The sequence below is a fragment of the Silvimonas sp. JCM 19000 genome, from assembly GCF_054652575.1.
Map to the genome: position 1 here is coordinate 17,394 of NZ_BAAIHC010000023.1, position 13,743 is coordinate 31,136.

At 59.7% G+C, this 13,743-nt stretch carries 7 protein-coding genes; 2 read left to right on the forward strand and 5 right to left on the reverse strand.

Going from position 1 to position 13,743, the window contains the following annotated elements:
- The first annotated feature begins 37 nt into the window (after nt 1–37).
- Nucleotides 38–1,489: a ribonuclease G gene (gene rng / locus ACYQ1A_RS17440; protein WP_499363945.1), complete on the forward strand. Its 1,452-nt coding sequence runs from the start codon at nt 38–40 to the stop codon at nt 1,487–1,489.
- A 268-nt stretch (nt 1,490–1,757) separates the two neighbouring features.
- Complete coding sequence (locus ACYQ1A_RS17445) at nt 1,758–4,928, forward strand: hypothetical protein (protein ID WP_499363947.1); 3,171 nt, start codon at nt 1,758–1,760, stop codon at nt 4,926–4,928.
- Nucleotides 4,929–4,958: 30 nt separating this feature from the next.
- On the opposite strand, the gene ACYQ1A_RS17450 is transcribed toward ACYQ1A_RS17445, so the two are convergent.
- From ACYQ1A_RS17450 to ACYQ1A_RS17470, 5 genes are all read right to left on the reverse strand, one after another.
- Nucleotides 4,959–5,972 (reverse strand): MraY family glycosyltransferase, encoded by a 1,014-nt coding sequence (locus ACYQ1A_RS17450; RefSeq protein WP_499363949.1) that lies wholly within the window; start codon nt 5,970–5,972, stop codon nt 4,959–4,961.
- A 150-nt stretch (nt 5,973–6,122) separates the two neighbouring features.
- The gene (locus tag ACYQ1A_RS17455; RefSeq protein WP_499363950.1) at nt 6,123–6,944 is read right to left on the reverse strand and encodes a glycosyltransferase family protein; all 822 of its coding nucleotides are present in this window, start codon (nt 6,942–6,944) and stop codon (nt 6,123–6,125) included.
- A complete protein-coding gene (locus ACYQ1A_RS17460; protein ID WP_499363952.1) occupies nt 6,941–7,819 on the reverse strand; it encodes a glycosyltransferase family 2 protein in 879 nt (292 codons plus the stop codon). The genes ACYQ1A_RS17455 and ACYQ1A_RS17460 overlap by 4 nt, the downstream gene beginning before the upstream one ends.
- 122 nt (nt 7,820–7,941) lie before the next feature.
- Nucleotides 7,942–9,795 (reverse strand): HAD family hydrolase, encoded by a 1,854-nt coding sequence (locus tag ACYQ1A_RS17465; protein ID WP_499363953.1) that lies wholly within the window; start codon nt 9,793–9,795, stop codon nt 7,942–7,944.
- On the reverse strand, nt 9,795–13,739 hold the full coding sequence (locus tag ACYQ1A_RS17470) for a glycosyltransferase (RefSeq protein WP_499363954.1): 3,945 nt from the start codon (nt 13,737–13,739) through the stop codon (nt 9,795–9,797). The genes ACYQ1A_RS17465 and ACYQ1A_RS17470 overlap by 1 nt, the downstream gene beginning before the upstream one ends.
- Nucleotides 13,740–13,743: the final 4 nt, after the last annotated feature.

Here is a 13,743-nt window from a genome sequence, read left to right on the forward strand (position 1 = left end):
TGTTGCGGCGCTTGACGATAGAGCCAGAGAGCCGACCATGAAAGAGCAGATCCTCGTAAATGTCACGCCGCAAGAAACGCGTGTTGCCACTGTCGAAGATGGCGTGGTGCAAGACATCCACATCGAACGCACGCAGCAACGCGGGCTGGTCGGCAATATCTATCTGGGCGTGGTCAAACGCGTGCTGCCGGGCATGCAAAGCGCGTTTATCGAAATCGGCCTGGAACGCGCTGCGTTTCTGCATATCGCCGACGTCATCGAACAGCGGCAACATCCCAACGACGAATTGCGTATCGAAAAGCTGGTGCACGAAGGCCAGCCCGTGGTGGTTCAGGTCATCAAAGACCCGATCGGCACCAAGGGCGCGCGGCTCTCTACCCAGGTCAGCATCGCCGGGCGTTTTCTGGTGTTTCTGCCGCAAGAAAAACATATCGGCATCAGCCAACGCATCGAGAACGGCGATGAGCGCGAACATTTGCGCAACCGCATGGCCAGCCTGCTGCCGCCCGACCATCTGGGCTACATCATCCGCACCTCGGCCGACCATGCCACCGATGCCGAACTGCTGGCCGATATCGATTATCTGAACCGCATCTGGGCCGATATCAAACTGAAATCGCAAACGCTGCCGGCCAAATCGCTGCTGTTCCAGGATTTGTCGTTGCAACTGCGCACGCTGCGCGACATGGTGAATACCGAGACCGAAGAAGTGCTGGTCGATTCGCGCGAGAACTTCAACAAGATGCGCGAGTTTGCTGAATCGTTTGTGGCGGATGTACTGCCGCGCGTGCAGCACTATGTGGGTGAGCGCCCGCTGTTTGAGCTGTACGGCGTGGAGGCCGAGATTGAACGCGCAATGGCACGCCGCGTTAATCTGAAGTTTGGCGGCTACCTGATCATTGATCAGACCGAAGCCATGACCACCATCGACGTCAACACCGGCGGCTTTGTCGGCCACCGCTCGTTTGACGACACCATCTTCAAAACCAACCTCGAAGCCACGCATGTCATCGCGCGGCAACTGCGCTTGCGCAATCTGGGCGGCATTATCATCGTCGACTTTATCGACATGGATAACGACGCCCACCGCACCGCCGTGCTGGATGAATTACAGAAGTCACTGTCGCGGGACCGCACCAAGGTCACTATTTCGGGCTTTACCAGCCTGGGTTTGATCGAGATTACGCGCAAACGCACGCGTGAAAGCCTGGCCCATGTATTGTGCGAACCGTGCCCCACTTGCCAGGGCCGTGGTCAAATCCGCACCGCTGCCACCGTCTGCTATGAAATCCTGCGCGAAATCCTGCGCGAAGAGCGCCAGTTCCAGGCGCGTGAGTACCGGATTTTGGGTTCGCAGAATGTGATTGATATGTTCCTCGATGAGGAATCCGCCAGCCTGGCGCAACTGGTCGACTTTATCGGCAAGCCGATTTATTTGCAGGTAGAGACGGCGTATACGCAGGAACAGTTTGATGTGGTGCTGGTGTAAACCGCCGCGCAGCACGCCGCGCCCGCCCGGGCTGAAAACGAGCGCGAGCATCTGATTGCGCTGCGCCTCACCCTGAGTTTTTTCGCCATCTCGCGCCTCGGGCTGCCTGCGAGCAGGTGTCGCTCGCTGTCAATGCCTATGTGTCGTCGCGCCTTGATTGCGTAAGTTTCCTTATTTCGTTCTGGTTTTAGATACAGTCGTTTTAGAATGGCCGCCTGTTCAGAAAACTCCGGACCGGGCGGCTGCCTGTCCTCACCGACAAGAACCAATGATTCGATCTTATCTGCCCATAGAACGACTGGCGCTGTTTGCGGCAGGCATCGCCATCACTGCACTGGTACTCACCGTTATTCTGGGCATACATATCGCGCCCACGTATCCGGATTTTATCGCCGGATATCCGGGCTGGTCCGCCACCGGCAAATGGCAGGACCTGGCGGTTGGCCCGGCTTTGATTGCGGCGCTGGTGGCGGCAATGACCTGGCTGGCCCATCGCCTCAGGGCTGAACGCGGAACAGACTCGACCGATCCTGAACGCGATGCGTTCAGCCGGCAGTTGCTGTACTGGAGTTTGCCGGCATTGATGGCAGGGCTGCTGCTGGTGGGCCAGCCGGTCACGGACTCACGCTGGTTTTATCTGTCAGGCGTCAGCGTGCTGGTGGTGGGGTTTATTGCGCGCCCTAACAGTAAAACCGCCGGCCTGGATGCAGCTGCAGCGGGTTTGGCGCTGGCTTGTGTGTGGGGACTCGCGCTGAGCCCGGTGGCAGTCCATCTCGCCGCTGCGCGCCTGCTCCATCGCGATCTCGCCTCCGAGCACACCTTGCTCCGACTTGCGGGGCTCATCCTGCTAGGCGGCATGGCTACCTTGCTGTACCTGGGGCGCTTGCGTCCCGCAGTAATCCGGCGCTTTTTGCCCAGCGCCCTGCTGCTGACTCAACTGGTGATGGTGCTGTTCTTTCTGGTGCTGGTTCCGGCGGGCCTGCTGGACCCCATGGGTACGCTGCGCCACTACGCGACCACGCCGGTTTTCAAGATAGCGATCATTGCCTTGTTGCTGGCCGCGGTGGTGGATGTGCTGCGTCGCTATGACCGGCAAGCACAGACCCGCGGCGAGGCATCGTTGTATGCACTGGTTTCGCCGTGGTCGCTGCTTGCGCTGCTGATGGCCCTGCATGTGGGCCATACCCAGCCGCCTATCGTCAGTCCGGATGATTATCATTTTGGCGAGATCCTGCTGAGCTGGTGGTCCTGGCTTAACGGTGCGCAGCCCTATACGCAGTTCATCCCTGCCCATGGTCTGGTGGACGACTTTTCTACCGGCTTTGTTTCGTGGCTGTTTCTGGGCGGCGAAGCCGGTACCTTCAGCGAGGGGACGCGCCTGGCTTATGCGCTGATGGCCATCCCGACCTTCTTCGCACTGCGGCGCGCCACTGCCAGCAATCTGCTGCCGTTTTTTGCGCTGTACGCGTTTGAAGGCCGGCTGGTCTGGCTGTTTTTCACCTTGTTTCTGGCATTGTGGTTTGACCCGGCCTTGTGGCGACGCCCCGGGCGTTGGCTGATTATCTGGTGCTACAGCCTGCCGCTGCTGCTGCTGGGCATCCCGGCGCAAGGTGCTCTGCTCATCCTCGCGGCGGCGCCCTGTGCCGCGCTGGCGCTGTGGCGCTGGTGGCATTCGTCGGCACGCCACGCGTGGCGGCAAGGCGCCGTCGCCCTGGTCGTCCTCGCTGCGTTGCTGCTGCTAAGCCCGGCGGCATCCATGATTCTGCAGGGGCTGATCTATCTGCGCGAAAACGGCCCGATCAACCAACTGGCTTATGGCATAGGCTGGGCCTTGTCGTGGACCACGCCGGCGGCGCGTTCGGTCTTGATGTATGACCTGGCCCGGATGTCGTGGATGCTGCTGGCGGCATTCCTGCTGTACGCGCTGTTCTGCCGCGTACGCCGCCGCCCGATTGCTGTGGTGAGTACCCGGGTGGCACTGCTCGGCCTGCTGTTCTGCCTGCTGATGATCCCGTACACCATGGGGCGTATCGATCCGGTGGGCACCTCGCGCAGTGGCGTATTCGCATTCTTCTGCTGGACCTTGTTGCTGCCCATCCTGTGCCACGTATGCGGCCCTCGCCTGCCCAACGTCAAAGCCCTGCTGCTGGTGATTGCGGCAGTTGCGGGTGGCTTGATTGGCTCGCCCGCCGCTGAGCTGAGCAATCTGCGCAGCGTGGCGCATGCCAATATCCAGACCCCTCCGCTACGCGACGTCGCGGCGGCGGGATTGCCCCGCCTCGGCATGGGCTACTTTTATGAAGACCATTGGCGTCGACTGGTTTCGGTGGCGCGCATCCTCAACGCCGAACTACCTCCCCGCGCACCGTACCTGGATCTGACTTCGCGCAATGGCTTGTATTTTTATACCGACCGCCCGCCCCTGCTGCCCGTGACGGCCGCCTATAACATGGCACCGCTGTCTCAGCAGCACACCGCGGTGGGCATACTTACCCGGCAACGGCCGGCGGTAGCGCTGCTTGAAGTGGACAATATCGTGCACGATGGCGGCGGCCTGGCCTTGCGCGCGCCGGTGCTGTATCGCTTTGCCATGCAGCACTACACCCCGGAAATGAACGATGGTTACGTCATTGGCCATTTCGACCGCTGGGCGCAGCCCGCTCGCCTGGTGGCATACGCCCAGGACGGTCTGAGCGACGCACGCTGGGATCATGGCGTAGACCGCCATACCCCGGCCATCATGCTGGCGGATCGCAACGCGCTGGCCTATCTGCAAGCCCATGACGTGGTGAAGCTGGCCAATGGTGAACAACGCCAGATCAGCGCCATCAATCTGGCGGAAAACACCCTTACGCTGGACGGCGCCCCAATCAAAGCGGCGGACGGGCGCGTGCTAACGGTCATGATTGCAGCGGCCCGCACGCAGCAATATCGCACGGCGTTGCAGGAGCGCGCGTTTGCCATCCACGATCTGCAGATGTTGCCGGTGTCATGGGGACGGTCGTGGGCTAGCCTGGCGCGCAAGACCAGCGACACTCGGGCCATTTCGCCCGTCCCGGCGGCGACGCATGATGTTCAACTTGTAGCGGGGGCATGGCAGGTCACCGGCCCCGATCCCCAACTGATCTTTGATATTTCTGCGCTGAAGACCTCGGGTGCTGCGCACGGCATGCTGAACTTTGATTTTGAATGCCGCGGTGCCAGCAGCACGCCACGTTTGCAGATTTTCTGGTGGGGCGATCAGGAAACCGGTGCCAGCGAGGCACACAGCCTGGTCTTCACCGCTGGCGACTCAGCAGGAACACTGGCCGTGCCGCTGGATTCGCAACCGAGTTGGTGGAATCTGCAGCAAGCCAGCCATCTGCGCATTGATCTGGACTCGGCGGGCGCATGTGGCGCATTTGTGGTGAAGCAGATCGGACTTTCGCAGCGCGGATAACGGCCCCTGGCGTCCGGGGGCCGTCCAGGCTTAATGCTCGCGTTTACGGCTGGTGCGACTGCGGACCACCAGCCAGCGCGGCGCGCGGAAACGAATAATGCAGCGATAAAGCCAGAGATAGGCAAACACAAACAACAAGGCCGAGCACTGCAGCGCCCAGGTGTTATTCCACAGCAAGACCGCCGGAATAACGCCAAGCGATGACAACAACCACAAGTACGGTGAAGTCATCGAGTTGCGGAACACTTTGTGGCGCGGATCAGGGCTGCCGACCGTCCAGCGCATCAAGCGCTTGTACACCAGTTGATGCAAATGGGCGGCATCGGGCAGGCCCGGATTGGACTGGCGGGACACGCGCCGCAACATGGTGAACACGGTCTCGACCACAGGGTAGCTCACCAACAAAAAGGCAAACCAGGGCGAAACTTGCGGATTGCGGGCCACCAGCAAGACCACCAGCGCGCCGATCCAGAACCCTAATAAATACGCGCCGCCGTCGCCCAGAAAGATCAAGCCACGCGGCCAGTTCCAGAATAAAAAACCAAGGCAGGCGCCGATGCCGGCCACGGCCATGGCCCACACCAGATGGTCGGACAGCAAAAAAGCGACGTAACCAATCCCGGCCAGCATAATGGCCGCGACTGCGGATGAAAGCCCGTTGTAGCCGTCGATGAAATTAAGCGCATTGGTGACGCCCGCCAGGGCCACCACCGTGATCACGAATGAGACCGCCGGGATGGCAAGGATGGGATCAATAAATGGCACATCGACGCGCACCACGCGCACGCCCAGAAAGCACCATGCCAGGATGGCCGACAAGACAATACTCGCCATCCGGATCAGCACCCCACCGCGTTTGCTGATGTCTTCAAACAGGCCGCTGGCAAACGCGGGCAATGCAATGGCGAGCATCTGCAGAAAGTAAGGGTGCTCGGCTTTGCCACGCAGCCACAGCACCCCCCAACAGGCGATGAGGGCAACCGCAATCGCAATACCCCCCACGCGCGGTACTGGATGAACATGGAATTTTTGCACGCCGCCCATATCGGAATCCGCGCTGAAGCGGGCGTGAAGATGACTGCTGCGCACCAGCCACATCGAGGCTAGAAAGGCGACCGCAAACGAAAAGACTATGGGAAGCACGCTATTTGTTCTTTATGGGTGCGAATTTATGAGGCCTATTATGACTCGTTTCTATAGACCCAGGTCACGTTCGGCGCACTTGTTACGTATATGTCTGTAAGGATCTTCAAGCCAGCCCCAGCGGCAGAAATAACGGATCGCCGAGACGATGTGATAGCCCAGCAGGCGCGGGCTGCGATACGAGCCTTTGGCGTAATCGTGCACCACGGTGGCGTGCGGAAAATAGCGCGTGCGCCATTGCATGCCGATACGTCTGCACAGATCGGTATCCTCCATATACATAAAGTAGCGAGGATCAAAGCCGCCGCATTGCTGCAATGCCGCGCGCCGCAGCACCATGAAACAACCGGACAAGACCGGGATATCCGCTACTTCGGCGTAGGACCAATGCCGCAGTTCGTACCGATCGCGCAAGCGCCGTTTGAGCGCGCAATCGGGCAAAAAACGCCGCAGCAACAGATCGGATGGCGCGGGCAGCAGTTTACACAAATGTTGCAGCCGACCATCCGGATAGATAATGCGCGGCATGAGTTGGCCGACGTCAGGCTGCTCATCCATATAGTCGAGCATGCGCAACATGCCCTCCGCACTGAAACTGATATCGGGATTAACGACCAGGTGATACGGCGCGTCGACATCGGCCAGGGTGCTGAGCGCCAGATTGTGACCCTTGCCATAGCCGTGATTGACGCCGGTACACACATAGCGCCAGCCACGCTGGGCGATATGTTCGCGCAAGAGCGGATCGCCGGCGTTATCGACTACACAGATCACCACGCCCTCCAGCGCTGCCAGCGAAGCCAACAAAGGCTGGAGCCGCGACAGCGCCGTGCGATAGATCACGACCGAAATCGTCAGACGCGCGCTGCTCACGCGATGCGCCCGGTTTTGCCGCGTACGCCGTCCCACAGACCACGCAACATCATGCGGGCATGGCTCGCGCGTTGCTGGGTGAAGCCGGCATAGACCACAAAGCGCAGCGGCAATTTGTAGAGTTCTATCCATTTCCATGCCGCGGGCACGTAATCCCGCCGCATCAGCGCCACGCAATTGCGGAAATAGTAATAATGGCGCAGCGGCGAATGCAGCGGATAAGCGCGGCCCAGCACCTTGACCGGTTCATCGCCCAGCGTGTGCTGCATGGTGACCGCGGGCCAACCGTAGCTGCGCCAGCCTTGTGCCCGCGCGCGAAGGCCCCATTCGATGTCAACAAAATCGATAAACAAGCGCTCGTCCATGGGGCCGATCTGCCGCCACGCGGCGGCGGGAATACAGGTACCCGAAGTGATCAGGTAATCCGCCTCGATCAACGCCGCGCCAGCGGCCGGATGGCGGACGATTTTGCCATTGACCAACTGGATAAAAGGCGCGCGTTGCTGCAGACGCCGGTCAAAATACGCCGGGCCGATCTGGGCCACGCGCTGGCCGACCAGCGCCTGCAACTGGGTGACAAGGCCATTGATCATCGCGGCATCGGGTTCGCTATCCTGATCAAACAAGAACAGATAATCGCAACCCTGGTCGAGCAGGCATGCCGCGCCCTGATTGAGCGCGCCCGCCACGCCGCGATTCTGGCCATTGGCGAGCAAGGTAAGGTGATCGTGCTGAGCCGCCAGGGTTTGCAGCGCAGGCGCGCAGTGGGCGGAGTTGTCCACCACCGCGACCGTATCGAACAGGCCCACCCACTTGCTGATTCCGGCCAGACTTTCGGCATCGGGTTGATAGGTCACCACCACGGCGCCGATCATGATGCAAGACGGTCCGGTTGGGCCGCAGGCGGGCCGATGTGTGTTGCGTCTGCACCGCGCACGTCGTATTTCAACAAATCTGCAATTCCTGTTTCAGGCATCTTGATAATGGCGAGCCGGAATCAGGCCGACAGGCGCCGGTAGGCCGCAGGCCACATATCGCGTTTGGCACGCGCACCTTCGTTAGGAAAAGCGTCGGGGCTGGCAATGCAGATATGGTAGTTGGCGGTGCTGGCCCAGTTGTCAAAGTTGTTGATCCAGCCCAACGATGCCGCCAGAGAATGCGGCGGATTCAGAATGATCGCAACAAACAGACGCGCCAGCTCTTCGGGGCTGACCTCCAGCTCCAGCGTCGCCAGCAAGGCGCTGGCCTTGCGATAGCCAGCCAGCGAACCCGCGTTGATGCGCGCCACGACTTGCTCGATATCGTAGTTAAGGCCGCGGCATTCGTCTTTGACGACCGTAACCGGGCTGGCGGCGCGTTCGCCATAGTAGGCACCGCCGTCGTAGCCCACCGTCGCCCCTTCGGGGGCGGAGAAGAACATTTCCACCGGCACGCGATTATTGTAAATCTCGGCCAGCCATGCCGGATCGCAAAAGCTGGCATCCAGCAGGGCTTTCATCTGCAGGCGTTCACCGCGCGCACGGCGTGACGGCGTATCGGCCAGGCAGAAGTAATAACCGATCACCTCAACGTCGAACATCGATTTGATTGCCGCTTCAAAGGCGTCTTGCGTGGTACCGCTCCAGCCTATATCAACAAAGCCCAGCCGCATGCCGTCGCGCACGCCCAATTCAAGCAGATAGCGATAGAGGCCCGAGCGCGTGTTGTAGGCGTGGCGCACGATCTGCTTTTTGTGCAGGCGCAGCAGATGCCGCGCGTGGTCGTGCAGTTCCGGGGTAATCATGATGTCGCGCGTCAGACCTGCAGCCAGCACGGCTTCGTCTGACGGGCTGGGCAATCCAATGCGGGCAAAATAGTCGTCGACCGAGAAATAGTCGCTACCGGAAATCAGAAAATCGAGATGCGCTTCGAAATTGTGTTCATTGATCTGCGCCAGGGTATAGGCAACGCGCGAACCATGCATATAGACATAGGGCGCATCGATTTGCTCTTCGGCAAACACCTGGTGCAATAAATGGCCATCGCGTGACACCAGGCAAAGCAGATCCAGCGTGTCTTTGGCGCTGATCGCGCGCAGCCAGCGCGAGAACGCCAGCAAGCCGACGGCACCGCAATACAGGCCGGCCGCTTCCAGCGGGTCGGCGCCGCCATGTTGTTTGACTTCGAGCTTCAGCAGTTCTTCCAGCACCGCCGTCACCGGCGTGTGTGCCAGATAGCGATGTCGGATATCGACCGGGCAATAATGAATGCCGGTCAGGCCGCGGCTTTGTGCGCGCTGCACATCGCTGACGTAGTTGTCGCCGATATGCGCGATATCGGCGGGGGCGACGCCCATTGCAGCAGCGACCTGATGATAAAGCTCGCCCGTATCCCGTTTGGTGGCGTTGCAATCACTGGAGACAAACACGCGCTCTGCGTCCAGCCCGAAATCCCTGCACAGCCCGGCGATAAAATAACCGGGCAAGTACATGTCGGAAACCACCACCACCCGCTTGCCCGCCGCTTTTGCATATTCAAACAGCGCGCATGCCGCCGCGCTGGGGCGGGTCAGCGCGCGCTCAAACGCCAGTTCGGACTCCAGCAGCTCTTCGCGGCTGCTGCCACCCACCTGGATGCCATCATAAATGTCGGCAAGCGTGATTTCCTTGCGCCCTGCCGCCAGCATGCGTTGAAACGCCAGCGTCTGAGCCTGCTGCCGGAGCGCGCGAAAATCCGGAATGCGATGCTTGAGGCCGACCAGATCAAATACAACTTCCGGCTCGGGCATGATCCGGTAGCACAAAGTGTCATAAAAATCGAAAGATATGAGCTTGTGATTGTCTATTTGTTCTTTGATCTGGAGCACGGACATTACCAGTTGGTCAGAAATTCACCGCTGTTCGGGTGCAAATTCGGGTTATAGAACGGATCGCGTCCGAACAAATGCGGATGATTGCGATAAAGGATTTTCTTCTCTCCGTGTAAGCGTTTCAGCTTGGTTGGGTCTATATCATCCAGGCCGCGGCTTACAGATTCATAATGATACAATCGGGCCGCTTGGGCGACTACGTTAAAATAGCCTGCCGCATATAATTTGAAGCATAAATCCACATCGTTATAGCCAACCGCCAGCGCTTCGTTAAACCCGCCCACCTGCTCGAATTTTTCACGCGAGACCAGCAGGCACGCCGCAGTCACCGCCAGCCAGTTGTAGTCCAGCAAGGAACGGCCAAAGTAATAGGGATGCGCTGGATCGCGGTCATAGAACGCATGGCCCGGCCCGTCGGCCAGGTTGACCACGCCGCAATGTTGTAAGGTGCCGTGTTCAAACAACAGACGCGCACCCACTGCCCCCACATGCGGCAATTGGGCAAAGCCCAGCATTCGCTCCAGCCAGTCGCCTTCGATGATTTCGGTGTCGTTATTCAAGAACAACAGATAATCGCCCGTCGCCGCGGCGACGCCTTTGTTGTTGATGGCCGAAAAGTTGAAGGGTCCAGCCGCATTGACCACGCGGGCCATGCCCTCGCGTTCCAGTTGCGCAAAGCAAGCCAGACTGGCCGCCTCTTCGCTGCCGTTATCCACCACAATGATTTCGTAGTTCAGATATCCGGTTTTGCTGATGATTGAATCAATGCAACGCTGCAGATAATCGATTTTGTCGCGCGTCGGAATAATGATCGAGACTTTGGGATTGCCGCTGATCGCGTATTTAACGCGGTATTGCCCCGGCATTTGCGGCACGGCTTCCAGTTCGCCCTGCAGCCCACGCCGCGCCAGCGCATCGAGTTTGGCTTTGCGCAAGGATTCAATGGCATAGGGCTTGGCTTCGGCGCTGGCGGCAATTGACCCGGAATGGATGCGCCAGTGGTACAGCACCTCCGGAATATGCGCCACGCCTTGCCACACCTCGCTCATCCGCAGAACCAGATCGTAATCCTGCGCGCCTTCGTAACCGATGCGGAAACCGCCGACGCGATCAAACAAGGCGCGGCTGAAACACGACAGATGGCAGGTGTACATGATGCTCATAAAGGCATCGGGCGACCAGGCGGGTTTGAAGAAGGGTTCGCTGTAGCGGCCCGCTTCGTCAATCTTGTCTTCATCCGAATAAATATATTCGGCCGCGGTGGCGCCGATGCAGACGGCCATCTTGTACAAGGCATCTGGCGTGTACAGATCGTCGTGGTCCAGCAAAGCAATGTAATCGCCGGTGGCCAGTGCTGCGGCGGCGTTGGATGCCGCCGAGATTCCGCCATTTTGCGGCTGGAACGCGACCTTCACCCGCGGATCATCAATCGCACTCAGATAGCGCCGGGTTTTTTCGTCGCTGCTGCAATCATCGGCAATGCACAGCTCCCAGTGCGGGTACCACTGCGCTTGCACCGATTCGATCATGGCCTGTAACTGGCGCAGATCGGTGTTATAGGTGGGCGTCACCACCGAAAAGCGGGGCGGATTGGGCATATTGGCAATCGCCGCCGCGATATCAGCCGTCAGCACTGGATCGCGATAATGCCAGGCGGTCGGCAACTCGCCCTTCTGCACGGGCGGTGCCATTACATGCGCAAGATCCGCAGGCAGTCGTCGATACAGCCGCAATTTAAGGCCATGCAAACCCTCATGGCGCAGTACCGACAGGACGCGTCGCACCGCTGCGGCCGCCCCACCTTGCCGTTTGATCATGCGCGGCATGGCACGCGCGCCGCGACGGGCAGCGCCCACATACAACGCGACCCGGCCTTTGCGCAGCGGCGAACTGCCGCCAAAGGCGGCGCCCACCCAACGCACCGGCGCGGCAACGCGCCAACTGGTGGAACCACGCAAGGCCGCGATTTCATGCTTGAGGGTGTTGATCTCGGTGGCCAGATCGGATGTGCTTGCTTCGCGCTGGCCCAGTAATTTGTTCTGCTCGCCAAGGCGCTGTGACATGACTTCTTTTTCCTTCTTGAAACGAGCCAACAGGCCTTCGTTTTCAGCAATTTTCTTTAACTGGATCTTGTTGGCCAGCACCAGCTTTTCGCGGTCGGCTTCCAGTTGCTGGCAGCGCAGGTTCGCTTCGGCAATGGCCGTCATCATGGCGCGGCTGTTGTAGCGCAGCACCCCGATGCCCGCCTTGGCATACACCGCGCGCAATTTCAGCGGCATGGCTGCGGCGGCTAAGGTGGCGGCATCGATTGCTGGAAAAATCTGTGGATCATCGTTATCGCATTGCAATAACAGGCCACGCTGTTCCAGCACCGGCACGCTCACGATATTGACCAGGGCGCCCAGACCGTTCTCGGTGCGATCCCACTGCCACACCGGCTGGCCCGTGGCGTCGCTGAGTTGCAGTTCACTCAGCATCAGCATGTCGGGTTGCGCTACCGGGTCCAGCCGCAGTGCAGTGAATGGCACTGCGGGTAACTGGAACTCGATCACCGAAGGTTCAGCGCCCCATTGGCCAAAGCTGCGTACGCAGTTCAACTCGTTAAAGCTTTCCTCGGTGGTCGCAAAATACAGCGCGGCAAAAAAATATCCGCGCGGAAGCTTGTTGGTGCTTGATTTGGGCGACAACCAGCCCGAATTGCTGGCCTCTTGATACCAGGCCAACACGGTGTCGTCGCGCAGTCCGGCGCTGAGCTCGGTAGCATTGAATTGCTCAAACGTACTGGCACGCACCTGCGCCAGCCAGGCCTCAAGGATGCGGGGCTGCAACAACAAGGCGGATGGCAGGTGGAAGCGCGACAAGATCCAGGCCAGCACATTCTCTTTGCGCTGCGGCCACGGTGCCACCATTGCGTGCAACAACGCCGGAATATCGTGGCCATCTGCGGCCACGTCGAGATGGCTATGCCCCAACACCGCCAGCGGCTTTTGCCACAACATCGCTTGCAAGCCCACGCTGGAGCTGACCGATACCACGCCCTGCACAAATGGCATCAGGTAATGCGAAGTGCCGTACACCACCCGGAACATCGGATGCCAGACAAAGTTGGGGTAGCGCACCGTCAGATGCTCGATCAGATCGGCGCGCAAGATTTCGTATTCCGGATGCTCACAGACCACCACGGCCACATCACGCGGCGTGGCCTCGAGCACATTGATCAGCAAGTCGTACTGGTCTTTGTACGTCGCATTGGCGTCGTAAGCATAAAAACTGGAGAACTGCAGCGGCAATAAAATAGCGGACTGAAAGCGCGCGATGATATCGGCCACATAGGGGTAAACCGGGTTGCTTTGATCAGCGCGGGCGGTGCAATAACGCTCGCGGATCAGGCGTACGATTTGCTCCGCTTCGGCCGACGCCGTGTGCGCTCTGATCTGCTCCGCAAACTTACCCAACATCCCGGCCGAGAACATGCCGCACGGGTCTAGATAAATGGTTTCCGGAAACGGCGGGCGCGAAATCATGCCCAGTTCAAAGTGGAAGGTCTGACTTTGCGGGAATGCAGTTTGCAAGAACGGCGCGGGTGAAAACGTGATGCAGACATCCGGCACATAGCCGCCGAGTTTGCGCTTGATCAGCGCAGCCATCGCGTCTGTGGTGGCGGCGTCGTTCTGGCCCAGATACCAGCGTGATGCGGCGTCCAGCGCATTGGCGCCAAACGCCGGAATCAGCTCGGTTTGCCCTATCGTTGCGACGCGGCTCTGGCCCAGGACCTGGCGCGCCGTCGCCCCGAGGGCGCTACCGGTGATGCAGGCGAATTCATGCGCCTGGGTGTCGGCCGTGCTCAGGCTCGACACCATGCGGTGCATAAAATCGAGGAGCCACCCTTTCTTCCAGAGCGGATTGTCGCGCTCGACCAACGGCTCCACATAAAACAGGATGTTCATTACT

What these genes read in the sequence shown, in the direction of transcription:
- ACYQ1A_RS17445 (WP_499363947.1), top strand. Translation starts at nt 1,758, where the DNA reads ATGATTCGATCTTATCTGCCCATAGAACGACTGGCGCTGTTTGCGGCA.
- ACYQ1A_RS17460 (WP_499363952.1), bottom strand. Translation starts at nt 7,819, where the DNA reads ATGATCGGCGCCGTGGTGGTGACCTATCAACCCGATGCCGAAAGTCTG.
- rng (WP_499363945.1), top strand. Translation starts at nt 38, where the DNA reads ATGAAAGAGCAGATCCTCGTAAATGTCACGCCGCAAGAAACGCGTGTT.
- ACYQ1A_RS17450 (WP_499363949.1), bottom strand. Translation starts at nt 5,972, where the DNA reads ATGGGCGGCGTGCAAAAATTCCATGTTCATCCAGTACCGCGCGTGGGG.
- ACYQ1A_RS17470 (WP_499363954.1), bottom strand. Translation starts at nt 13,739, where the DNA reads ATGAACATCCTGTTTTATGTGGAGCCGTTGGTCGAGCGCGACAATCCG.
- ACYQ1A_RS17465 (WP_499363953.1), bottom strand. Translation starts at nt 9,795, where the DNA reads ATGTCCGTGCTCCAGATCAAAGAACAAATAGACAATCACAAGCTCATA.